General features: G+C 66.6%; 20 protein-coding genes. 10 read left to right on the forward strand and 10 right to left on the reverse strand.

Features of this window, described 5'->3' with window-relative positions; all coding sequences use genetic code 11:
- Positions 1-111: 111 nt before the first annotated feature.
- On the reverse strand, positions 112-969 hold the full coding sequence (locus P3W85_RS13315) for an IclR family transcriptional regulator (protein ID WP_276265124.1): 858 nt from the start codon (positions 967-969) through the stop codon (positions 112-114).
- A gap of 205 nt (positions 970-1,174) precedes the next feature.
- On the opposite strand from P3W85_RS13315, the gene P3W85_RS13320 reads away from it, so the two are divergent.
- Complete coding sequence (locus P3W85_RS13320) at positions 1,175-2,158, forward strand: Bug family tripartite tricarboxylate transporter substrate binding protein (RefSeq protein WP_276265125.1); 984 nt, start codon at positions 1,175-1,177, stop codon at positions 2,156-2,158.
- Positions 2,159-2,220: 62 nt separating this feature from the next.
- The gene (locus tag P3W85_RS13325) at positions 2,221-4,569 is read left to right on the forward strand and encodes a cytochrome P450/oxidoreductase (RefSeq protein ID WP_276265126.1); all 2,349 of its coding nucleotides are present in this window, start codon (positions 2,221-2,223) and stop codon (positions 4,567-4,569) included.
- A gap of 37 nt (positions 4,570-4,606) precedes the next feature.
- Here P3W85_RS13325 and P3W85_RS13330 read toward each other — a convergent pair whose 3' ends face one another.
- Complete coding sequence (locus P3W85_RS13330) at positions 4,607-5,344, reverse strand: tetratricopeptide repeat protein (RefSeq protein WP_276265127.1); 738 nt, start codon at positions 5,342-5,344, stop codon at positions 4,607-4,609.
- A 232-nt stretch (positions 5,345-5,576) separates the two neighbouring features.
- On the reverse strand, positions 5,577-6,203 hold the full coding sequence (locus P3W85_RS13335) for a glutathione S-transferase family protein (RefSeq protein WP_017228759.1): 627 nt from the start codon (positions 6,201-6,203) through the stop codon (positions 5,577-5,579).
- A gap of 224 nt (positions 6,204-6,427) precedes the next feature.
- Between P3W85_RS13335 and P3W85_RS13340 the strand changes: the two genes are divergently transcribed.
- Positions 6,428-7,255: an AraC family transcriptional regulator gene (locus P3W85_RS13340; RefSeq protein ID WP_276265128.1), complete on the forward strand. Its 828-nt coding sequence runs from the start codon at positions 6,428-6,430 to the stop codon at positions 7,253-7,255.
- A gap of 21 nt (positions 7,256-7,276) precedes the next feature.
- Here P3W85_RS13340 and P3W85_RS13345 read toward each other — a convergent pair whose 3' ends face one another.
- Entirely contained in the window at positions 7,277-8,215 is a 939-nt protein-coding gene (locus P3W85_RS13345) for a LysR family transcriptional regulator (RefSeq protein ID WP_276265129.1), read from the reverse strand.
- Positions 8,216-8,340: 125 nt separating this feature from the next.
- On the opposite strand from P3W85_RS13345, the gene P3W85_RS13350 reads away from it, so the two are divergent.
- Positions 8,341-9,264 carry a DMT family transporter gene (locus P3W85_RS13350; RefSeq protein WP_276265130.1) on the forward strand — a complete coding sequence of 308 codons (924 nt, stop codon included), beginning with the start codon at positions 8,341-8,343 and terminating at the stop codon, positions 9,262-9,264.
- Between the two features lie 135 nt (positions 9,265-9,399).
- Positions 9,400-9,768 (forward strand): VOC family protein, encoded by a 369-nt coding sequence (locus P3W85_RS13355; RefSeq protein ID WP_276265131.1) that lies wholly within the window; start codon positions 9,400-9,402, stop codon positions 9,766-9,768.
- Positions 9,769-9,999: 231 nt separating this feature from the next.
- Here the strand turns inward: P3W85_RS13355 and P3W85_RS13360 are convergent, their stop codons facing one another.
- Positions 10,000-10,923, reverse strand: coding sequence for a LysR family transcriptional regulator (locus P3W85_RS13360; protein WP_276265132.1), 924 nt, complete (start codon positions 10,921-10,923; stop codon positions 10,000-10,002).
- A gap of 183 nt (positions 10,924-11,106) precedes the next feature.
- On the opposite strand from P3W85_RS13360, the gene P3W85_RS13365 reads away from it, so the two are divergent.
- From P3W85_RS13365 to P3W85_RS13385, 5 genes are all read left to right on the forward strand, one after another.
- Complete coding sequence (locus tag P3W85_RS13365; protein WP_276265133.1) at positions 11,107-11,637, forward strand: carboxymuconolactone decarboxylase family protein; 531 nt, start codon at positions 11,107-11,109, stop codon at positions 11,635-11,637.
- Between the two features lie 45 nt (positions 11,638-11,682).
- Positions 11,683-12,537, forward strand: a complete 855-nt coding sequence (locus tag P3W85_RS13370) for a pirin family protein (protein WP_276265134.1) — start codon at positions 11,683-11,685, stop codon at positions 12,535-12,537.
- Between the two features lie 48 nt (positions 12,538-12,585).
- Positions 12,586-13,164 (forward strand): NADPH-dependent FMN reductase, encoded by a 579-nt coding sequence (locus P3W85_RS13375; RefSeq protein WP_276265135.1) that lies wholly within the window; start codon positions 12,586-12,588, stop codon positions 13,162-13,164.
- A 128-nt stretch (positions 13,165-13,292) separates the two neighbouring features.
- Entirely contained in the window at positions 13,293-13,496 is a 204-nt protein-coding gene (locus tag P3W85_RS13380) for a hypothetical protein (RefSeq protein WP_276265136.1), read from the forward strand.
- A gap of 28 nt (positions 13,497-13,524) precedes the next feature.
- Positions 13,525-14,973, forward strand: coding sequence for a DHA2 family efflux MFS transporter permease subunit (locus tag P3W85_RS13385; RefSeq protein WP_276265137.1), 1,449 nt, complete (start codon positions 13,525-13,527; stop codon positions 14,971-14,973).
- A 575-nt stretch (positions 14,974-15,548) separates the two neighbouring features.
- On the opposite strand, the gene P3W85_RS13390 is transcribed toward P3W85_RS13385, so the two are convergent.
- The 5 genes from P3W85_RS13390 to P3W85_RS13410 form a co-directional block, all read right to left on the reverse strand.
- Complete coding sequence (locus P3W85_RS13390; protein WP_017230382.1) at positions 15,549-16,742, reverse strand: ribonucleotide-diphosphate reductase subunit beta; 1,194 nt, start codon at positions 16,740-16,742, stop codon at positions 15,549-15,551.
- Between the two features lie 97 nt (positions 16,743-16,839).
- Positions 16,840-19,782, reverse strand: coding sequence for a ribonucleoside-diphosphate reductase subunit alpha (locus P3W85_RS13395; RefSeq protein WP_017230383.1), 2,943 nt, complete (start codon positions 19,780-19,782; stop codon positions 16,840-16,842).
- Between the two features lie 502 nt (positions 19,783-20,284).
- On the reverse strand, positions 20,285-20,899 hold the full coding sequence (gene ampD, locus P3W85_RS13400) for a 1,6-anhydro-N-acetylmuramyl-L-alanine amidase AmpD (RefSeq protein ID WP_276265138.1): 615 nt from the start codon (positions 20,897-20,899) through the stop codon (positions 20,285-20,287).
- Positions 20,892-22,643: a sigma-54-dependent transcriptional regulator gene (locus tag P3W85_RS13405; RefSeq protein WP_276265139.1), complete on the reverse strand. Its 1,752-nt coding sequence runs from the start codon at positions 22,641-22,643 to the stop codon at positions 20,892-20,894. Before P3W85_RS13405 ends, ampD begins: the two co-directional genes overlap by 8 nt.
- A 50-nt stretch (positions 22,644-22,693) precedes the next feature.
- Positions 22,694-23,155, reverse strand: a 462-nt coding sequence (locus P3W85_RS13410) for a sensor histidine kinase (RefSeq protein WP_276265140.1), incomplete at its 5' end; no start/stop codon positions are given.

Below are 23,155 nucleotides of genomic sequence, written 5' to 3' on the forward strand. Positions count from 1 at the left end.
CGAACGCCACCGCATGGCAACAGCCAAAACCCCCCGGGCGCGGCACTCGCACGGCCGTCCGGTGCGCCAACACCCGCAAACCCTGAGCACCCCCGCGATTCGCCCCGGTGTTCAGGGCTTTTGCATGCCGCCCTGCCCGGCCGCCGCTGCATAGCCCAGCAACGCGCTTGCCGCCTGCGCCTCCCGGCGCACCGCGATGGCGATCGGCCCGTCCACCGCCGCATCGAAACCGCCCGTCGCGCCCAATGCCGTGATCACCCCGCCGATGCGCCCCGTGTAGTCGTACAACGGCGCCGCCACCGCGCTGATGCCCTTCAGGTTGGTGTCCCGCACCGCCGAGCACCCCGCTGCCTGCACTTCGCGGCGCAGCACGCCGATCGGGTCGGCGGCATCCAGTTCCGCGCGCAGCTCGGCGGGCGCCGCCGCGAGCTCCGCCTCCGCCATCGCGCGCACGGCCGGCTCGTCCAGCATGCCCAGGAACATGCGCCCGGTGGCCGACCACAGCAGGGGCATCACCGACCCCACCCGCACATTCACCGTCACCGGCAGCCCGGGCTCCTCGAAGCGCACGATGGTCGGCCCCTTGTTGCCCATCACGGCCACGAAGCAGGTCACGCCCAGGCTCTCGCGCAAGCGGATCAGCGAGGGCTCCGCCACGCGGATGGGATCGACCTGCCGCATTGCCGCCAGTCCGATCAGCATGGCTTCCGGGCCGAGGAAATACTGCTGCGAACTGGCTTCCTGCGCCACCAGGCCCTCGTCGACCAGGCTTGCCAGGTAGCGGTGCACCTTGGCCGGGCTTTCGCCGACATGGGCCGCCAGTGCGGTCAGGGCGGCGCGCCCGCCGAGCCGGGCCAGGCCCTTGAGCACGGCCATGCCGGTCTGGGCCGACTGCACGCGCTGCCGGCGCTCGTGCGCGGGCGGTCCGGCAGGCAGATCTGCGCGGGTGGGATCGGGTGATGTCTTCATGGGCGGAGATTCTAGTGCGGCGGCGCCGCCCCGTCAGGCCGGCGGCCTGGAGGCGCTGCCGCGCCCACGTTAACCCGCATCGCCAAATTACGCAATGCGTATATTATTTACGCATAATAGCGTCCGAGAGCCATGTACTCCCGGCCTGCACGAGCACGAGCAAGACCAAAAACCAAAAACTATAAAACCGGAAACAGGAGACAAGATGATCGCAATCCGTAGATTCATGGCCGTGGGGCTGAGCCTGGCGGCCCTCCCCTGGCTGGCGGCGACGGCAGCCGCCGAGCCCGCCTTCCCGTCCAAGCCGGTCCGCTGGGTGGTGCCATACGCGGCGGGTGGCGGCTCGGACTTCCTGGCGCGCTCGATCGGCCAGGCGCTCTCGGCCCGGCTGGGCCAGCCGGTCGTGGTGGACAACAAGCCCGGCGGCAATACCGCCATTGCCGCAGCCGAAACCGCGCGTGCCCCAGCCGACGGCTATACGGTGCTGTCGGCGGACAACGGCACGCTGGTGTTCAACCCGGCGCTGTACAAGACCCTTTCCTACAACCCGGCCAAGGACCTGGCGCCGGTCACGCTGCTGGGCCGCTTCCCGATGATCCTGGTGGTGGGCCCGGGCATGAACGTCAGCAATGTGCAGGAGTTCATCGCCAGGGCGAAAGCCAGGCCGGGCGGCATCGCCTACGCCTCCGCCGGTGCCGGCAGCCCGCACCATCTCGCGATGGAATTGCTCAAGGTGGAAGCCGGACTGAACATGGTCCATGCGCCCTACCGCGGCGCGGCGCCCGCGCTGGCCGACGTGGCCGGCGGGCAGATCCCGGCCATGATGGTCGACCTCGCCGCCGGCGCGGGTTTCATCAAGGGCGGCAAGGTCAAGGCGCTGGCCGTGGCCAACCCCACCCGCCTGCCGCAATTGCCGGACGTGCCGACCTTCGCCGAGGCGGGCTACAAGAACGTGGAGGCCGCGGCGCTGGTGGGCATGGTGGTGCCGGCGGGCACGCCGCCCGACATCATCGCCACGCTGAACAGGCAGGTCGTGGCCGCCATCAGGGAGCCGGCCGTCAGCAAGCGGCTGGTGGACTTCGGCGTGGAACCGGTGGGCAATACCCCGGCGCAATACGCCGACCTGCTGCGCAGCGAGACCACGCGCTGGCACAAGCTGATCCGCGACCTGAAGATCACGCTCGACTGATCGCCCGCCCCCGTGGCATCCCGTACCAGCCAACCGTACAACGCATACCGGAGCAAGCAGACATGGCCAGCGCCACCCCAGATCCACAAGCCTCGGGATGTCCCGTCGACCACCGCCTGCCGGCGGCGCAGCGCACGCCCACCGGTTGCCCGGTCAGCCGGGACGCGGCCGGTTTCGATCCTTTCGAGGATGGCTACCAGCAGGATCCGCCCGAATACGTGCGCTGGGCGCGCGAGCGGGAGCCGGTCTTCTACAGCCCGAAACTCGGCTACTGGGTGGCGACGCGCTACGACGATATCAAGGCCATCTTCCGCGACAACCTGACCTTCAGTCCGTCCATCGCGCTCGAGAAGATCACCCCGACCGGCCCCGAGGCCAACGCCGTGCTTGCCTCCTACGGCTATGCGATGAACCGCACGCTGGTCAACGAGGACGAGCCCGCGCACATGCCGCGCCGCCGCGTGCTGATGGCGCCCTTCACGCCGGAAGAACTCAGGCACCACGAACCCATGGTGCGCCAGCTCGCGCGCACCTACGTCGACCGCTTTATCGACGACGGCCGCGCCGACCTGGTCGACCAGATGCTGTGGGAAGTGCCCCTGACCGTGGCGCTGCATTTCCTCGGCGTGCCCGAGGAAGACATGGACCTGCTGCGCAAGTATTCCATCGCGCATACCGTCAATACCTGGGGCCGGCCGAAGCCGGAAGAACAGGTGGAAGTCGCGCACGCCGTGGGCAACTTCTGGCAGCTGGCGGGCAAGATACTCGACAAGATGCGGCAGGACCCGTCCGGCCCGGGCTGGATGCGCTACGGCATCCGCAAACAGAAGGAACACCCGGACATCGTCACCGATTCCTATCTGCATTCGATGATGATGGCCGGCATCGTCGCCGCGCACGAAACCACCGCCAATGCGACGGCCAATGCCGTCAAGCTGCTGCTGCAGCATCCGCTCGCGTGGCGGGAGATCTGCGAGGATCCCGGCCTGATCCCGAACGCGGTCGAGGAATGCCTGCGCCATAACGGCTCCGTGGCGGCCTGGCGGCGCCTTGCCACGCGCGACGTGCAGGTCGGCGGCGTGGACATTCCGGCCGGCTCGAAGCTGCTGATCGTCACCTCGTCGGCCAATCACGACGAAGGCCACTTCGCCGACGCCGATCTGTTCGATATCCGCCGCGAGAACGCCAGCGACCAGCTCACCTTCGGCTACGGCTCCCACCAGTGCATGGGCAAGAACCTGGCGCGCATGGAAATGCAGATCTTCCTGGAGGAACTCACGCGCCGCCTGCCGCATATGCGCCTGGCGGAGCAACGGTTCAGCTACCTGCCCAACACCTCCTTCCGCGGTCCCGAGCACGTGTGGGTGGAGTGGGACCCGGAACGCAACCCCGAGCGCAGCGATCCGGCTCGGCTGGACGCGCAGGTGCCGGTGCGTATCGGCGAGCCCTCCGGGCATGCGCTCAGCCGGCCGGTGGCAGTGCAAAGCGTGACGCGCGCGGCCGACGGCATCGTCCGGCTGCGGCTGGTCTCGCCCGATGGCCGCGCGCTGCCGCGCTGGGCGCCCGGCTCGCATATCGACATCGAATGCGGCAACACGGGCCTGTCGCGGCAATACTCGCTGTGCGGAGATCCGGCCGACACCGGCGCGCTGGAAATCGCCGTACTGAAGGAAGCGCAGGGCCGGGGCGGTTCCGCCTGGATCCACGACGCCGTGAAGGCCGGCGATGTGCTGAAGATCCGCGGCCCGCGCAATCACTTCCGGCTGGACGAAAGCGCGGGCAAGCTGATCCTGATCGCCGGCGGCATCGGCATTACGCCTGTCAGCGCCATGGCACGCCGGGCGAAGGCGCTCGGCATCGACTACGCCCTGCACTACAGCGGACGTTCGCGTTCGTCCATGGCGCTGCTCGACGAACTCGCCGCGCTGCACGGCGAGCGCCTGCATATCTACGCGAAGGACGAGGGACGCCGCAATGATTTACAAGCCCTGCTCGGCCAGCCCGAGCCGGACACGCAGGTCTATGCCTGCGGCCCGGCGCGCATGCTCTCGGCGCTGCAGGACTGCTGCGCCGGATGGCCCGGCGACGCACTGCGCATCGAGCATTTCGAATCGGCGCTGGGCACGCTCGATCCCGCCAGGGAAGACGCCTTCGAGGTCGAACTGAAGGATTCCGGCATCGTCGTCACGGTGGCGGCGGACCAGACCCTGCTGGCCGCGCTGCGCGCCGCCAATATCGATATGCAGAGCGATTGCGAGGAGGGCCTGTGCGGTTCCTGCGAAGTGCGCGTGCTGGCCGGCGAAGTCGATCATCGCGACGTGGTGCTCACACGCGCGGAGCGCGAAGCCCATACGAAGATGATGGCCTGCTGCTCGCGCGCCAGGTGCAGGCGGCTCGTGCTGGAACTCTGAACGGCGGCGCCGTGCGCGCCGCCGCCGCATGGATGGCTTATTTCACGCGCAGGCGCTTGAGCGCTTCCAGCGCGTATTCGCTATCCTGCTCGGCCGCCAGGCGATACCATCGCACCGCTTCCCTGGTGTCCTTCTTCACGCCCAGGCCGATCTCAAAGAGCCGGCCGAGCCGGTACTGCGCATCGTCATCGCCCTGGTCGGCAGCCAGCCGGTACCAGCGCGCGGCCTCCTTGCCATCGCGGCGGGTCCCTTCGCCGAATTCGCACATATAACCGGCGTTGAACTGTGCCATGGCGTAGCCCTGCTCGCCCGACTTCACCAGCAACTGGAAGGCGCTCTTGTGGTCCTGCGCCACGCCCTCGCCATTGTAGTAAGCCATGCCGAGGTTGTATTGCCCTTCCGGCATGCCCTGGTCGGCCGCCTTGCGGTACCACGAAGCGGCCTTGGCGGGATCCGCTTCGACCAGTTCGCCCGTGGCATACAGCGTGCCCAGGTGGTTCTGGGAACGCGCCCAGCCCTGCGCGGCCGCCTTGCGATACCAGCGCAGCGCCTCCTGCTCGTCCTGCTGCACCCCGGCGCCGCTGGCGTACATGAAGGCGACCTTGTGCTGCGCGTCGGGGTTGCCCTGCCTGGCGAACGGCAGCAGTTCCTTGAAGGCGACCTGGTAGTTCTCGGCCTGGTAAGCGGCGACGCCTTGTTCGAACCCCGCCCAGGCGGTGGGAGCAGCAGCCAGGAGCAGCGCGCAGAACACGGCGCGCATGCAACGTTTGATCATGTTGAGCCTTTCGTCTTTCGTCAATGTGATGGCCATGCCGGAGCGGGTAGCGGCACCCGGATCCGGCACAGGAACGCAATGATACTTCCAGCGCACAAATCACCACAATCCATCGATGCCTTGAAAGACGCCGGGACCGACGGCCCGAAGATCTCGGGTCCTTGAGGACTTGAGGACTTGAGGACTTGAAGACGCAAGGCACCGAGGCATCGGTGCCGCCTGGCCCGCCTTCTTAGCCGCCCTGCTCCGCCGCCAGCCGCGCGTCGATGGCCTGCGCCCGCGCCACCGCCGGGCGCGCGTTGATCCGCGCGGTATAGGCCTGCACCACCGGCGTCGCCTCGATCAGCTTGAACATGGTGATCCAGGTCAGCGCGGTGCCCCACAGCACGTCGGCGGCGGTAAAGGTGTCGCCGAGCAGGTAAGGCCCCTTTTCCAGTTGCCCCAGCAGCGTGCCGACGGTGGTATCGAAGTCGCCATAGGGGCACATGCTGCGCGGCGTCTCGCGCTGTTGCGAGTGGTCGATCAGGGCCGGCTCGAAGCACGAACCGTAGAAAGCCAACCAGCGCAGGTAGGGCCCGCGCAGCGGATCGGTCAGCGCCGGCGCGAGCCCCGCCTGCGGGAACAGGTCGGCAAGGAAGATGAACACCGCTGGCTGCTCGGTCACCAGCGCGTCGCCATAGCGGATGGCCGGCACCTTGCCCATCGGGTTGATGGCCAGGTAGGCAGGCTCGCGCTGCTCGCCGGCCTTCATATTGAGCGGGTGCAGACGGTAGGGCACGCCCAGCTCCTCGAGCAGGACCAGCGTGCCGGTGGAACGCGTATTGGGCGAATGGAAAAGCGTGATTTCGGGCTGTGACATGGCTATGGCTCCTGGGGGAAAGGGGAAGGGGAAAGCAACCGGGCAGGCCGGCGCATGCGATGCGGGCGAGCCTGCGGGCGCGGCCGCTACAGGCTGGCGCCGGTGCAACGGGCCTCGGGCATGGTTGTGTCCGATAGAATCCGGTGGATTTGCCGAAGCCAACAGTTTTACACCCATCGCCTATGGCCAGATTGGAAAAACGCGACGCGCCGCAGACGGCATCCGTGCTTGCGCCTGTCACTGCCGAGCCCAAGGGCATCGTCGACCCGCTGGCCACCGGGCGGCGCATCCGGCTGGCCCGGTATCTGCCGTCCGAGGCGCTGGCGCCCTTCGTCGAGCATTACTGGATCGTCGAATGGAAGCTCGCGGGGCAGCCGCCCGAGATGCAGCGGGTATTGCCCTACCCCAACGCCAACCTGGTGTTCGAGCACGGCCAGACCGCCATCTTCGGCGTGGTGCGCGGCGCCTTCGACCGCAAGCTGGAAGGGGCGGGCCATGTCCTCGGGGTGCGCTTCCGCGTGGGCGGGCTGCGCCCGCTGCTGGACGAACCCTTGTCTGCCCTGACCGACATCGCGCGCCACGCGCACCCGCTGCTGGGCTGCGGGGAACGCCATGCCGAGGCGCAGGTGCTTGATGCCGGCGACGACCAGGCCATGGTGCTCGCCGCCGAATCCCTGCTGTCCGGCGCCGGCAAGCTGCCCGCGCCCGACCCCACGGTGGACCTGCTGCAGGGCGTGATGGCGCATGCAGCCAGCGCCGACGGCCCCGCCAGCGTGGAAGCGCTGGCGCAATACGCGGGCATGGGCGTGCGGGCCTTGCAGCGGCTGTTCCAGGAGTATGTGGGGGTGTCGCCCAAATGGGTGCTGCGCCGCTACCGCCTGCAGGAAGCGGCATGGCGCCTGACGCGGGGCGAGCCGGTCGGACTGGCGCAGCTGGCCGCCGATCTCGGCTACTTCGACCAGGCCCACCTGACCAGGGACTTCACGCGCCTGGTAGGCGTGTCGCCAGGCGACTACCAGCGCTCGCAGCAGGCCCCCGCAAGCGATCGGTGACCCACCTGGCGCCGGCCCCTGTCAGTTGGAGCCGGGCTCGGCGCCCGGCTCCCGGATATGCTCGGCCAGGTAGTCGATCAACGCCCTGACCTTCGGCGGCAGGAAGCGGTTGGGCGGATAGAGCAGCCAGACCGAGCCCACGTAGGCCCGCGCCTGCAGCTCCCAGTCGGCCAGCACCGGCACCAGCTCGCCGCTGCGCAGCGCCGCAGCCGCGGCAAACTCCGGCAGGCTGGCGATGCCGAAGTCCTGCTGCGCCGCTTCAAGCCGCGCGCCGGCGTGGTTGGCGATATAGCGCCCTTGCACTTCCACCGTAAGCGTTTCGGCATCGCGGCGGAACCGCCAGCGGTTATCGTCCGTGGTTTCGCCGAGGTACAGGCAATCGTGGTGGGCGAGATCGCGCGGGTGGGCCGGCGTGCCGCGCGCGCGCAAATACGACGGCGCCGCGCACAGCACCCAGCGCACCGTGCGCAGCCGCCGGCCGGCAAGGCCCGGCGGCGGCTGCCCGGTCAGCCGGATCACCAGGTCGAGATCGCCGGCCAGGGGATCGACGTCGTGGTCCGTAAACAGCAGTTGCAGGTCGATCTCCGCGTAGGTGCGCAGGAAGCCCGGCACCAGCGGATGGATCACCGTCTTCGCGAACGCGGTCGGCGCACTCAGGCTGACCCGCCCCTGCGGCCGCGCGGCGAGGTGGCCTGCGGCGTCGACCGCCTCCGACGCGGCGCTCACCACATCGCGGCAGTACCGGTACACCTGCGCGCCGGATTCCGTCACGCGCACCTTGCGGGTGGAGCGCTCCAGCAGACGCGTCGCCAGGGCTTCCTCCAGCCGCCGGATCTGGCGGCTGACCGTGGACGGCGTGCTGCCGAGCTGGCGCGCGGCCACGGAGAAGTTGCCGGCATCGACGACTCTGGCAAACACGGCCATATCGGGCAGCAGGGCGAAGAGTTCGGTCGGGTTCATGGCGGGGATCGCGTGGGCGCGCTGGATTAATGCATCTGCGACATAAAAGCTTTGCATGACACCCCGATTATCACCGCCAATGCAAAGCCCGACAATGCGGAACCGCTATCCCCGAGTGCCGCGCCATGCCCAGACAAAAACGCCTGCTGCTGTTGTCCGACCTGATGCTGCTCGCGGTTGCCGTGGTCTGGGGCAGCAGCTACGGCGTGGTCAAGAGCGCGCTCGTGTTCTACCCCGTGCTGGGCTTGCTGGCGCTGCGCTTCGGCATCACCTTCGTCGTGCTGTCGCCCACGCTGGCCAGGCTGCGCCATGCCGACCGCGCCGCGCTGCGCGGCGTGCTCGGCACCGGCGTGCTGCTGCTGGGCATCTTCCTGTGCGAGACCTTCGGCGTACTGCTCACGCGCGCAGCCAACGCGGCCTTCCTGATCAGCCTGTGCGTGGTGCTGACGCCGCTGGTCGAATGGTTGCTGCTCCAGCGCAGGCCGGGCGCCATCGAATGGGCCGCGGTGGCCCTCTCGCTGCTGGGCGCGTGGCTGCTGGCGGGCGACGGCGAATTCGTCCTCAATCCCGGCGACGGACTGATCCTGGCCGCGGCGGCGTTGCGGGCGCTGATGGTGTGCGTGACCAAGCGCGTGATGCGCGCGGCGCCCATGCCGGCCCTGACGGTGACGGCGGTGCAATCGGGCGTGGTGGCGCTCGGCAGCGCGGCCGCGGCGCTGGTGTTGGTGCCTGCGCAGTGGCAACCCATGCCGTCGCTCTCCGGCCACCTGGCATTCTGGGGCTGCGTGCTGTGGCTGGTCGTCGCCTGCACGCTGTTCGCATTCTTTGCGCAGAACTACGCCATCAAGCGCAGCCGCCCGACGCGCGTGGCCTTGCTGATGGGCAGCGAACCGGCGTTTGGCGCGCTGTTCGCAAGCTTGTGGCTGGGGGAAAGGATCCCGGCCACCGCGTGGGCCGGCGGTGGCCTGATCGTCGCGGCCTCGCTGCTGGCCACGGTGCGCTGGCGCAAGCCGGTGGCCATCGATGCGCCGCAAGGCTCGCAGGCGTAGCCGCTTTCGCTGCTGCCGTCTATCCTGCAAAGCAGCGTGGCGTGCAGAAAGGCGCCGCGCGTTGCCCCGTGGAGCCCAAGTGCCGCCTTCCAGCGTGCGCGCCGGCCCTTCAAGCCACATCCGGGAGCTTGCGACATGGCCATCCAACTCAACCACACCATCGTGTTTTCTCGCGACAAGCATGAGTCCGCGGCATTTTTCTGCGAGATCCTTGGACGCCCGGCGCCGGTGCCGTTCGGCCCCTTCCTGGCGGTGCGGATGGACAACGACGTCACCCTCGACTTCATGGACACGCAAGGAGAGGTCGCGCTGCAGCACTATGCCTTCCTGGTTGGCGACGCCGAGTTCGACGAGAGCTTCGAGCGCATCCGGGCACGCCAGCTCACCTACTGGGCCGACCCGTACCGGCGCCGCCCGGGCGAGGTCAACACGGATGACGGCGGCCGCAGGATCTACTTCGAGGATCCGAGCCTGCACTTCCTCGAGATATTCACGCGCGGGTGAGGCCTCGCCTTTGCAGCGGGCCGGTGCACGGCATCAACGAATTCAAGTATCAGGACACCAGGCTGCGCCGGCTTCCGGCGCCAGTGGGTCTGCCGGCGGCACGGCCCTCCGGCTACGTCAGGCGTCTCGGCCTGGAAGGCGCGGGCCGATCACTCGCCCCACGTCATACTCTCCGCGTCGCCGCACCTTCGCGACTCTTACGCTTCGCCTGCCTTGGGTAAGGTGACGGACTTATCGGCGGGCAGGGTTCTGTGAGGGGTTTGTCATCGCTTCGCCCAGTTTCTCCAAAAGAAATTCGGCGAAGACCGCTACTGCGGGCGGCACTGGTGGGCGGCTCGTGTAGACGAGCTGCAGGCCGAAGCCGGTGCTCGCGCGCCGATAGGTCGGCAGCACGCGTACCAGTTTCCCCTGCGCGATGACTGGCTCAGCGATTAACTGCGGCAGTAGCGCAATACCCAGTCCAGCGATACAAGCCTGCGCCAGCACTCGCATGTCGTTGACCGCGAACCGGCTGTTGATCGACACTTCCTGACTACCGCGTGGACCCTGCAGCCGCCACGTGTTGCGACCCCGGCGATTGGAAATCGTCAGACAGTCGTGTTCGGCCAGCTCACGCAGCGTGCGTGGTCCAGGGCGCCGTTCCAGATAGGCCGAACTCGCCGCGAGAATCATTGCACTCGGCGCCAGCCGACGTACCTTAAAGCCGCTACCGGTCTCGATACCCATGCGCAAGGCCAGATCGATGCGCTCGGCGATCAGATCGGTCGGCGTATCGTCGAGCAGGAAGTCGATGCTGATGTGTGGATAGCGCGCATAGAACTCGACCAGCCATTCCATGCGGAAGAATTCGAACAGGCCGGCCATCGCGGTGACGCGAACCGAGCCGGATGGTGCCTGCTCATCTGCATGGAGTCGCCCGATCTCGAGGATCTGGTCAAGCGCCGGCGCATAGCGCTCGAACAGCGCCTGACCTTCGGTGCTCGGCGCGAGTTTGCGTGTCGTGCGATGCAGCAGACGTGTGCCGAGCTGCCCTTCGAGTTGATCGATGCGCCGGCTCAGCGTATTCGCCGGCATGCTCAGACGCCGCGCCGCCTCGGAGAAGCTGCCGGCGCGGACGACCTGGATGAACATCGCCAGATCATTCAGATCGATCATGAGATTTCTCCAAAAATGGATTAATCAAATCCTATTTTACCATCTAGTGTGAAACGCCTTCAATGCCCATACTTGAGGTGTCACGCAGGAGACGGCCGTTTCTGGACCGCCGACCAAGGTAGCTACCGCAACAGCTTCAGTTACTCGAAGTGCATTCAGCAAGCCAAGAATGAGGTGATACCGATGAGCCGAATCCCCATCCATACAGTCGAGGACGCACCCGATGCGTCTCGCCCGCTTCTGCAGAGCATTGCTCAGCTCTCCGCAACGGGACGCCCCCTGAACCTGCATGCCCAAATGGCGCATTCTCCGGCGGTGCTGGCGGCATACGCGTCGCTCCGCGCCGTAACCGCCGAGCACGGCACCTTCGACCCGGAGGTGAGTGCGGCACTGGCTCTTGCAACTGCGGCTACGGTTGGCAATGACTACGTCGTCAGCATCACCAGCCGACTCGCCCGCATGAACGGCTGGACCGAAGATAAGGTCGCCGTCCTGCGGACAGGCACCACGACGGGCGACGCCAAGATCGACGCGCTGACCCGCGTGGTCAGGGAAGCCGCTGCCAATTCGGGAAAGGTCACCGACGCCACCTGGAAGGCCGCTCAACAAGCCGGCTGGAGCGATGAGCAACTGACTGAGGCATTCGCGTTCTTGGGGCTGACGGTGTTCACGGGATATTTCCTCAATTACGCGCAAACCGATACGGACCTCTGACCAGGCGCATCGTCCCTGGCAAGTCAGATAGCTGGAGAGCGCCCCATGAATACCGTCATCCGAACTCCGCCCGCCTCCCTCGCCGGGGTCGGCCGTAGCGTCATCTTCCGCACGCGCGGCCACGCGCACGGGCCGGTCGTCCGCATGGTCAGCGCCTCCGACGTCGGCGCGATGATCAAGCCGTTCGTCTTTCTCGATCTCGTCGATACGCAGGAGGCACTTGGCCAGCCGGGCGTCGGCTGGCATCCGCATTCGGGCATCGCTACGTTGACATTGGCGATCGAAGGTCAAGGTCGCTATGTCGAATCCATCGGCCAGGCAGGAACGATGGTGGCGGGCGATATCGAATGGTTGAGCGCCGGTCGTGGCGTCTGGCATTCCGGCTTCGCCCTGCCCCCGATCAAGGCCTTCCAGCTGTGGATTGCCTTGCCGCGAGAGCGCGAACTGGCTCCCGCCTTCAGCCAACATCTTTCGGTCAACGAAATCCCGTCGGACGGCCCGGCACGCGTGCTGCTCGGCCGTAGCGGCGAGGCGGTCAGCCCGATCGATGCACCTCCGGGCGTCAACTATTTCGTTGTGCAGCTCAAGGCCGGCCAGCGCTGGACCTACCAGCCGTCGCGAGGCTACCGGGTCGGTTGGATCGCAGTGATGGACGGTGGCCTGTGTACGCCCGACCCAGTCGACAAAGGCGAGCTGGCCGTATTCGACCAATCCGATGCGGCGATCGAATTCGAAGCTGTGACCGATGCGCGCTTCGTGTTCGGTACGGCAATCCCGCATCCGCACGATCTCCACCTCGGCTACTACTCGGTGCACACCAGCCGCGCTGCACTGATGGAAGGCGAGCGCGAAATCGCGCGCATCGGCCGCGAGCTGCGCGCCAAAGGCGTATTGCGCTGATTCTCCAGCACGAGTGCCGACCCTCCTCCCACCAAACCGGAGCACATCATGACCGTCATTTCCGTCATCGTTGGAAGCGTTCGTCAGGGACGCTTCGCGGAGAAGCCCGCGCGCTGGATTCTCGATCATCTGAAGAAGCGCGAAGGCATCGACGCCCGCCTGCTTGACCTCAAGGACTATCCGATGCCGTTCTTCGACGCGCCGGTCCCACCCGCAATGCCGGGCCGGCCGGCATATGAGCAGGAGGTCGTGAAACGCTGGACCCAAGCGATCGCGGCTTCAGACGGTTTCGTCATCGTCACACCCGAGTACAACCACGGATCGCCGGCAGTGTTGAAGAATGCAATCGACTGGATCTATCCGGAATGGAACCGCAAGGCGGTCACCTTTGTCGGCTACGGCAGCGTCGGCGGCGCACGCGCAATTGAGCAACTGCGCGAGGTCGCGGTCGAAATGCAGCTCGCGCCGATTCGGTCGGCAATTCACGTTCCGGCCGCGGCGATATACGCGCATTTTCAAGGCCAGGACATCACCCTGCACTTAGCCGAACTGGATGCTGTCGCCGAACAAATGATCGACGACCTGCTGTGGTGGACCAAAGCGCTGAAGACCGCGCGGATGAGCTGACGATGCTCGAATGATTCAAGCGAGTTGGCCCAGGCAACAGCGGTTCGATCAGCGTCCACCGCTCGTCGTCGATGATCGACTTGCCCATCTCACTGATTCCGCCTGCATCGACGACTCAGGTTAGCCGCATGCCGGTGAAGTTGGCAGTCCTTCGAGGTCTTTTTTTAACCGTCTCTCATACCAAAGGCCATTGCCGTGGCGCCATCCTCGGCTATGCCGCTACGCACCCCCGCAACGCTCGCGTGCGGCGCGCAATCGGCCATATGAGCGCGGTGTGCGGCAAGGCTTTTGCAACTGGCTTCGCCAATCCCGAATCCGCTGCGCAGCCTTGAACTGCCAGCATCCGACAGGAGCAGTTCCATGACGCATGATATCGACGAACGCAAACGCTGGCTTGCCCTCATCGTGCTCTGCCTGGGCGTGCTGATGATCGTGCTGGACACGACCATCGTGAACGTCGCACTGCCGTCCATCCGGGCAGACCTGGGCTTTACCGAAACCTCGCTCGTGTGGGTGGTCAACGCCTACATGCTGACCTTTGGCGGCTTCTTGCTGCTGGGCGGGCGGCTGGGCGACCTGTTTGGCCATCGGCGGTTATTCCTGCTGGGGATCACGTTATTTACGCTGGCCTCGGCGGCCTGCGGGCTAGCGAATTCACAAGGGCTGCTGATCACGGCGCGCGCCGTTCAGGGCCTGGGCGGTGCAGTAGTGTCGGCCGTGTCGCTGTCGCTCATCATGAACCTGTTCACCTCGCCGGCGGACCGCGCGAAGGCAATGGGTATCTACGGGTTCGTGGGCGGGGGCGGCGGCAGCATCGGCGTGCTGCTGGGCGGGCTGCTGACCAGCGCATTGAGCTGGCACTGGATCTTCCTGGTCAACCTGCCGATCGGCGTGGCGGTATATGCCGGGTGTGTGGCGCTGCTGCCGGTGGGGAAGCCGCCGGCCGATCGCGCCAGGCTGGATGTGGCGGGCGCCATCACAGTTACCGCATCGCTGATGCTGGCGGTGTACGCCGTCGTGCACGGCAACGAAGCCGGTTGGATGTCTGCGCAAACGCTTGCCCAGCTGGGTATTGCCATCGCGCTCATGACCGCGTACCTCGTCATCGAATCGCGCGTGCCGCATCCGCTCATGCCGCTGCGCATATTCGCGCGGCGCAACGTGGCCACGGCCAACGTGGTGGGTGTACTGTGGGCGGCTGCGCTGTTCGCGTGGTTCTTTATCTCGGCGCTTTACATGCAGCGCTTGCTGAACTACAGCGCGATGCAGGTGGGGCTGGCGTTCCTGCCGGCCAACATCATCATGGCGGTGTTCTCGCTGGGGCTGTCGGCCAAGCTGGTGATGCGCTTCGGGATTCGCGCGCCGCTGTCGCTGGGCTTGCTGGTGGCGGCAGTCGGGCTGGTGCTTTTTGCGCGTGCACCGGCCGGCGGCAGCTTCGTGCTGGACGTGCTGCCGGGCATGTTGCTGATGGGTCTGGGGGCGGGGGTGGCCTTCAACCCGGTGTTGCTGGCCGCGATGAGCGACGTAGCGCCGGATGAGTCGGGTCTGGCCTCGGGTGTGGTCAACACGTCGTTCATGATGGGCGGCGCGGTGGGCCTGGCCATCCTGGCGAGCCTGGCGGCCGCGCGCACCAATGGCCTGGCCGCCGCGGGTGCCGATGCCGTTACTGCGCTCAACGGCGGCTACCACCTGGCTTTCCTGCTGGGGGCCATTGCGGCGGTAACGGCCTCCGCGCTGGCCGGTGCGTTCGTGCGTACGCGCACGCACGGTCAGGCGCAAGGCGAGGCATCGTCCACCGCTTCCATCTAAAGCAGGCTGGAGCCTTCTTTACCCGTCATGCTTGGCGTCATTCAGGAGTTGCTCGACCAAGGAGATGTGGTGGAAGTTATGCTTGACCCTGACCGGCCCTATGGATCGTTCGACTGTCTTCTGGACGCGCACCGCTGGGCGTGGAACTGAGGCTGGCTACCGATTGATTCTGTTTGGATCGAACCTGCCCGCCAGTTCCGGCGCAAGCTCGCAGGCCTGTGCGCGAGGGCAGGTATTGGACGGCCCTTGGCAGAAGCAGCCATTCTAGCCAGTGATTTCACCCAGCCGCTTCCCGGGTCTCTTCGGCCGCTTATGACTGGCCCCTTCCGTTGGCCTGCAGCCATGCACTGGCCGCCAGCGACGGGCAGCAGCTTGGGATCAGTGAACCACAACCTAAGGAAAGCAGCCCCAAAAACCAAGCGGCTCACAACGCCAGGCTATCCCGCCTATCCCAACCTTCAACGCCCCAAAAAAACTGCCCCTGGGCAAAAATACCAAGGGGCAGTCTTGTTTCCTTTGCAGGGCGGCCCGACCGGTCGCCTGCGACGGATGATCCGTCGCTCAACAACTTCCGATCAATCCCAGGACAACGCCCCACCCGTCTGATACTCGATCACACGGGTCTCGAAGAAGTTGCGTTCCTTCTTCAGGTCGATCATCTCGCTCATCCACGGGAACGGGTTTTCCTCGTTCGGGAACAGCTGCTCCAGGCCGATCTGCTGGCAGCGGCGGTTGCAGATGAAGCGCAGGTAGCCCTTGAACATCGGTGCGTTCAGGCCCAGCACGCCGCGCGGCATGGTGTCCTCGGCGTAGCGGTATTCGAGGTCCACGGCCTTCCTGAACAGCGCGGTGATCTCATCCTTGAACTCGGTGGTCCACAGGTGCGGGTTCTCGAGCTTGATCTGGTTGATCAGGTCGATACCGAAATTGCAGTGCAGGGATTCGTCGCGCAGGATGTACTGATACTGCTCGGCGGCGCCGGTCATCTTGTTCTGGCGGCCCATCGCCAGGATCTGCGTGAAGCCGACGTAGAAGAACAGGCCCTCCATGATGCAGGCGAACACGATCAGCGACTTCAGCAGCTTCTGGTCGTTCTCCGGCGTGCCGGTCTTGAAGGCCGGGTCGGTCAGCGTGTCGATGAACGGGATCAGGAACTCGTCCTTGTCGCGGATCGACTGCACTTCATGGTACGCGTTGAAGATCTCGGCTTCATTGAGGCCGAGAGACTCCACGATGTACTGGTAGGCGTGGGTGTGGATCGCCTCTTCGAAGGCCTGGCGCAGCAGGTACTGGCGGCATTCCGGCGCGGTGATCTGGCGGTAGGTGCCCAGCACGATGTTGTTGGCGGCCAGCGAATCGGCGGTGACGAAGAAGCCGAGGTTGCGCTTGATGATGCGGCGCTCGTCTTCGGTCAGGCCGTTCGGGTCCTTCCACAGCGCGATGTCGCGCGACATGTTGATTTCCTGCGGCATCCAGTGGTTGGCGCAGCCGGCCAGGTATTTTTCCCAGGCCCACTTGTACTTGAACGGCACCAGCTGGTTGACGTCGGTCGAGCCGTTGATCACGCGCTTGTCGGCGGCGTTGACGCGGCGGTCGCTTTGCACGGCGGCGGCGTTCGGGTGATTGCCGAGGATGCCCGTGCCCGCCGGCTGCGTGGCGGCCGGGGGCAGCACGCCGTGCTGGTCGACGGCAAGTGCGGCGATGGGATTCGGTGCGGGCTGCGGGGCAGCCTGCGGGGTGGCTTGAACGTCGTCGTCCCAGCTCAGCATGATGTGGTTCTCCGTGGAATGCTTTGGTTTGCCATGCCTCCCGCCGCGCGAACGGCGCGGCGGGAGCGACGGCAGGTAATGACTGACTGGGGGCGGCTTACTGGCAGGCCTCGCACTCTTCGAAGCCGGGGTCGCCCGGGCGCATCGTGCAGACCGCGCCTTCGGCTTCCGGCATGGCCGGTGCGGAGGCGGCAGCCTGGTCGATGCCGGCGGCACCGATGCCACCTTCGCTACCCGACGACACGGCGTTGAGCGAGCCGCGCGACACGGTGGATTTCTCCACGTGGGTGGCTGCCATGGTGCGCAGGTAGTACGTGGTCTTCAGGCCGCGCAGCCAGGCCAGCTTGTAGGTATCGTCCAGCTTCTTGCCCGAGGCGCCGGCCATGTAGATGTTCAGCGACTGGGCCTGGTCGATCCATTTCTGGCGGCGGCTGGCGGCTTCCACCAGCCAGCTCGGCTCGACTTCGAACGCAGTGGCGTAGATGTCGCGCAGGTCTTGCGGAATGCGGTCGATGCGCGACAGCTTGCCGTCGAAATACTTCAGGTCGGCAACCATCACTTCGTCCCACAGGCCGCGTGCCTTCAGGTCGCGCACCAGGTAGTCGTTGACCACCGTGAATTCGCCCGACAGGTTGGACTTCACGTACAGGTTCTGGAAGGTCGGTTCGATGCAGGCCGACACGCCGATGATGTTCGAGATCGTGGCCGTCGGCGCGATCGCGATGCAGTTGGAGTTGCGCATGCCGTGCTGCTTGATGCGCGCGCGCAGGCTGTCCCAGTCCATGGTCGAGGAGTGATCCACTTCCAGGTAGCCGCCGCGTTCTTCGGCCAGCAGCTTGAGCGAGTCCTGGGGCAGGATGCCGCGATCCCACAGCGAGCCTTCATAGGTGCTGTAGCGGCCGCGTTCCTCGGCCAGCTCGCTCGAGGCACGGTAGGCGTAGTAGCACACCGCTTCCATCGAGGTGTCGGCGAACTGCACCGCGGCGTCGCTGGCGTACGGCAGGCGCAGCACGTGCAGGCAGTCCTGGAAGCCCATGATGCCCATGCCGACCGGACGGTGGCGCAGGTTGGAGTTGCGCGCCTTCTCGACCGCGTAGTAGTTGATGTCGATCACGTTGTCGAGCATGCGCATCGCGGTGCGGATGGTCTTCTCGAGCTTGGCGTGGTCGAGCACCTGGGTGCCGTCGGCCTGTTGCTTCAGGTGGGCCACCAGGTTCACCGAACCCAGGTTGCACACGGCGATTTCGCTGTCGTTGGTGTTGAGCGTGATTTCCGTGCACAGGTTGGAGCTGTGCACCACGCCCACGTGCTGCTGCGGGCTGCGGATGTTGCACGGATCCTTGAAGGTGATCCACGGGTGGCCGGTCTCGAACAGCATGCCCAGCATCTTGCGCCACAGCTGCAGCGCGGGGACCTTCTTGAACAGCTTCAGCTCGCCGCTGGCGGCCTTGGCTTCATAGCCCAGGTAGGCGGCCTCGAACGCCTTGCCGACCTTGTCGTGCAGGTCCGGGCAGGTGGCCGGCGAGAACAGCGTCCATTCGCCGGCTTCCATCACGCGCTTCATGAACAGGTCGGGAATCCAGTTCGCCGTGTTCATGTCGTGGGTGCGGCGGCGGTCGTCGCCGGTGTTCTTGCGCAGTTCGAGGAATTCCTCGATGTCCAGGTGCCAGGTTTCCAGGTAGGCGCAGACCGCGCCCTTGCGCTTGCCGCCCTGGTTGACCGCCACGGCGGTGTCGTTCACCACCTTCAGGAACGGCACCACGCCTTGCGACTTGCCGTTGGTGCCCTTGATGTGCGAGCCGAGCGCGCGCACATTGGTCCAGTCGTTGCCCAGGCCGCCGGCGAACTTCGACAGCAGCGCGTTTTCCTTGAGCGCTTCATAGATGCCCTCGAGGTCGTCCGACACGGTGGTCAGGTAGCACGACGACAGCTGCGAGCGGCGGGTGCCCGAGTTGAACAGGGTCGGCGTGGACGACATGAAGTCGAACGACGACAGCAGTTGGTAGAACTCGATGGCACGTGCCTCGCGGTCCTTCTCGCCCAGCGCCAGGCCCATCGCCACCCGCATGAAGAAGGCCTGCGGCATTTCGATGCGGACTTCGTCGATGTGCAGGAAGTAGCGGTCGTACAGGGTCTGCAGGCCCAGGTAGTTGAACTGGAAGTCGCGCTGGGCGTCGAGTGCCGCGCCCAGGCGGGCCAGGTCATAGGTGGCCAGCTTTTCGTCCAGCAGCTCGGCCTCGATGCCGCGCGCGATGAACTTGGGGAAGTACTCGGCATAGCGCGAGACCATCTCGGTCTGGGTCACTTCGGCACCCAGGATTTCCTTGCGGATGGTGTGCAGCAGGATACGCGCGGTAACCTGGCTGTAGGCCGGGTCCTTCTCGATCAGGGTACGCGCGGCCAGGATGGCCGAGTCGTAGACCTGCGTCATGGGCACGCCGTCGTACAGGTTCTTCAGCGTTTCCTTGAGGATGGGCTCGGCGCTGACCGCGTCGCCCAGGCCGGAGCAGGCGTTGTCGATCAGGCCGTGCAGCGCGTTCAGGTCCAGCACGCGGGCCACGCCGCCATCGGTCACATTGAAGGTGACGCCGCCTTCCTGCACGCGGGCCACCGCCTGGGCGTTGGCCTGGGCGCGTTCCTGGGTGCGCTTCTCGCGGTACAGCACGTAGGAACGGGCCACTTCATGCTCGCCCGAACGCATCAACGCCAGTTCCACGTGATCCTGCACGTCCTCGATATGGAAAGTGCCGCCGTTGGGACGGCTGCGCAGCAGGGCGCGGACCACATTCTGGGTCACTTGCTCGACCACTTCGCGCACACGCGCCGAAGCGGCGCCCTGCCCGCCGTTGACGGCCAGGAAGGCCTTGGTCACCGCCACCGAGATCTTGCTCGGCTCGAACGCCACCACGGCGCCGTTGCGGCGGATGATCTTGTAGTCCTGGTAGCCGCCAGCGGCGGCAGTAGCGGGGCTCGACTGCGGGTTCGCTGCCGCACCGGCGGCGGTGGCGCTGGCGGAAAATTCGTTCTGGGCTGTCTGCATGAGGAACTCCTGTTCTGACCCGTGTTTTATGAGTGACAAAGAGTCCCTGGCAAAACGCGCAAGAAATGACCAGGCACGCCGGCCGGCCCTGACCGGGGAGCGCGCTACCTTGCTGGATTCTGCTGGGACTCTTGTGATGCGCCGATCCTTGGGCGGACCACGGCGTAACGCCGCGGCGGAAACTGCACACCTAGGCCGGCTCCCCGAAAGCACCACTAGATATAGTGGTCGATGCGAAAAACTGGACTAAGTATAGTGAAACGAGGCGGTTTAACCAGTCTTGACAAGCATATTTTTGATGCGATTCCAGTGCCGGCCGAGGCATGCGGCGCTGCGCCATACCCGCCAGCCCAAGAGACGCAAGGGATCCCGCCCGACGGTGCGTTACCGCGCCATGACACGAAATTTTTTTGATTGACCGGGCCGCTTCGATAGGCGCGCACTTTATCAGGGTTTCCCCCAATTCGCGCTTTCCCCCTAGGCCGCGCAGTTGCCGCTTGCTTCAGGGCAGGTCTTTGCGGTAGGGCAACAGCGCCGGAGCCAGGCCGGCGGCGGCGGCAAAGCCCGTCCAGTCGAAATGCGGGCCGGGATCGGTCTTGCGTCCGGGCGCGATATCGCTGTGCCCCGCCACCGCCCGCACCGGGTAGGCGGCAAACAGCGCACGCACCAGCGCCGCGGTGGTGTGGTATTGCGCCAACGCGAACGGCAGGTCGTCGCAGCCTTCGATCTCGATGCCGATGGAAAAGTCGTTGCAACGAGGCCGCCCCAGGAACTCGGACTGGCCTGCGTGCCAGGCCCGGTCCAGGCAGGAAACGAACTGGACCATTTCGCCTTCTCGCGTCACCAGGAAATGCGCCGAAACCCGCACCTGACAGATCGTAGCGAAGAAGGGATGGCGGGCCGGGTCGAGGCGGTTCTGGAAGAAAGCCTCGATATCGCCGCTGCCGAACTGGCCCGGCGGCAGGCTGATGTTGTGCAGCACCACGAGGTCGACCGGCATATGTGCCGGGCGCGCATCGAAATTGGGCGATGGCACGCGCCGCGCCGCAGGCACCCAGCCCGCCGGGTCCGGACTGAACCCGGGGCCGGGATCGGGAGCGAGGCGAAGCTCAGGCATCGCGGCCTCCCTCGGCGGCGGCAAATTGCCCGCCATCGGCGCTGTCGGCCGTGCCCTCGGCCGGGTCGTCCCGGCCCTCGCGAATCCCCAGTTGCTGGATGCGGTAGCGCAGCTGGCGAAAACTCAGGCCCAGCAGCGGCGCGGCAGCGGTACGGTTGAAGCCGGTCTGCTGGAGCGCCTGCAGGATCAGGTCGCGCTCCAGCGCTTCGAGGCGGCCGGGCAGGTCGATCGGGAAGCTCGCACGGCAAGGCTCTCCCGCCAGCTCCCCCAGACGCGGCGCCACGGGCTGCGGGACGGGTTCCGGCGGCATGCCCGATCGGGCCGGCGCGGCCTCGGCTCGCGCGTCGCGCTGCGGATCGGGCCAGCCATGCTGCCCGGGATCGGACCAGGCAGCCGGTGCGGCAGGCGCAGGCGCCGACCAGCCGGCCGCCAGGGAGGACGGGCTGGGCGCTGCCGCTACCGGCGCCGCCCCGGCGGCCCGTTGCAACGCCTCGGCCGGCGGCAGGTACGGCGGCTGCCCGGCCGGGCGCGGCGTGGCGGAAAGCGCCATGCCCGCCTCCAGCGGGCCAAGGTCGGCCACCTCGATGATCAGGCCTTCCGCGAAGGCATAGGCGCGCTCGAGCAGGTTTTCCAGCTCCCGCACATTGCCGGGGAAGGGGTAGTCCGACAGCACCTGCAACGCGGCCGCGGACAGCCGCTTGGGATAGCGGTCGCCGTAGCGCACCGCCAGGTGCTCCAGGATGGCGCCCGCCAGCACCGGGATATCCTCGCGCCGTTCGCGCAGCGTCGGCATGCGCAGCGCCAGCACGTTGAGGCGGTAGAACAGGTCCTGGCGGAACTGGCCGGATGCGACCATGCCGGAGAGGTCCTTGTGGCTGGCGCACAGCACCCGCACATCCACGCTCTCCTCGCGGCTGGCGCCGATCTTGCGCACGCGCCGCTCCTGCAGCACGCGCAGCAGCTTGACCTGCATCGCCAGCGGCAGGTCGGCCACCTCGTCGAGCAGCAGCGTGCCGCCGTTGGCGGCCTGGAAGAAGCCGCCGCGCTCGGCGTCGGCACCCGTGAAGGCGCCCTTCGCATAGCCGAAGAACTCGGACTCCATCAGGGTTTCGGGAATGGCGCCGCAATTGACCGCGATAAAGGGATGCGCGGCGCGGGTGCTGACCGCGTGGATGGCGCGCGCCGCGCGCTCCTTGCCGCTGCCGGACTCGCCGCTGATGACGATCGGCGCCATGCTGCGCGCCAGCCGGGACAGCGCGCGCCGGACTTCGTGCATGGCGGGCGAATGGCCCGGCAGCAGGCTGGCCGCGCGGTCCGCGGTCTCAGGCGCCGCGCCGCCACCCTCCTCGGCGCTGTCGCGCCGCTGGCGCCCCAGCGCGTTCAGGATCAGGCTGCGCAGGTGGTCCAGCGAGACCGGCTTGGCGATGTAGTCGAAGGCGCCTGCCTTGAGCGCCTCCACGGCGTTGTCTGCGCTGCCGTAGGCGGTGATGACCGCCACCGGCACCCGCTCCGGCGCGCTCGATAGCTGGCGCACGATATCGATGCCGAGCCCGTCGCCGAGCCGCATGTCGGTCAGCACCAGGCTGTAGCGGCGCGCCGCCAGGTGCTGGCGCGCCTCGGCCAGCGAGCCAGCCAGCACCACGTCGTGACCCATGCGGCGGATGGAGATCTCGAGCAGTTCTCGCAGGTCGGCCTCATCGTCGATGACAAGAATCGGATCGGGGCCTGGCGTCTTGAGGAGCATGGGTCTGCGTCTGGCGGGTTGGCGAAGTGGCGTCGGGCAGCCGGCGCGGGTCAGCCGCCGGCGTTGTCCGGCGCGTCGATGCGCAAGGTCAGTACAAAAGCCTTGGCCGGCAGTGTATCGCGTGCGGCCGGCGCCAGCATGCCGGTCTGCGCCAGCAGCGCGTCGAGGGAAATCGTGCCGTAGCGCACCTGGGCGTCGTTGGCGCCGCATAGCTCGCGCGCCATGAACAGGCCCAGTCCGGTGCCCTGGGCATTGCTGGTAAAGAAAGGCTCGAACAGGGTGCGCTGGTGCTCGCGCGACACTTCGGCGCCGTCGTTCCAGACGATCAGCTCGGCGTGATGCTGATCCAGCGCATGCGCCAGCAGGCGGATCGCCCCCGGCAGGCGGCTGCAATACCGCCACGCGTTGTCCAGCAGGTTGCCGAGCACCTGCTGCAGTTGCGAGGGGTCGAAGATGACCGGCCGCGCCACGTCCACCGTCAGCCGGATCGCATTGGCATTGATCTCGGCCGA

Source organism: Cupriavidus basilensis, assembly GCF_029335485.1.
Taxonomy (GTDB): domain Bacteria; phylum Pseudomonadota; class Gammaproteobacteria; order Burkholderiales; family Burkholderiaceae; genus Cupriavidus; species Cupriavidus basilensis_E.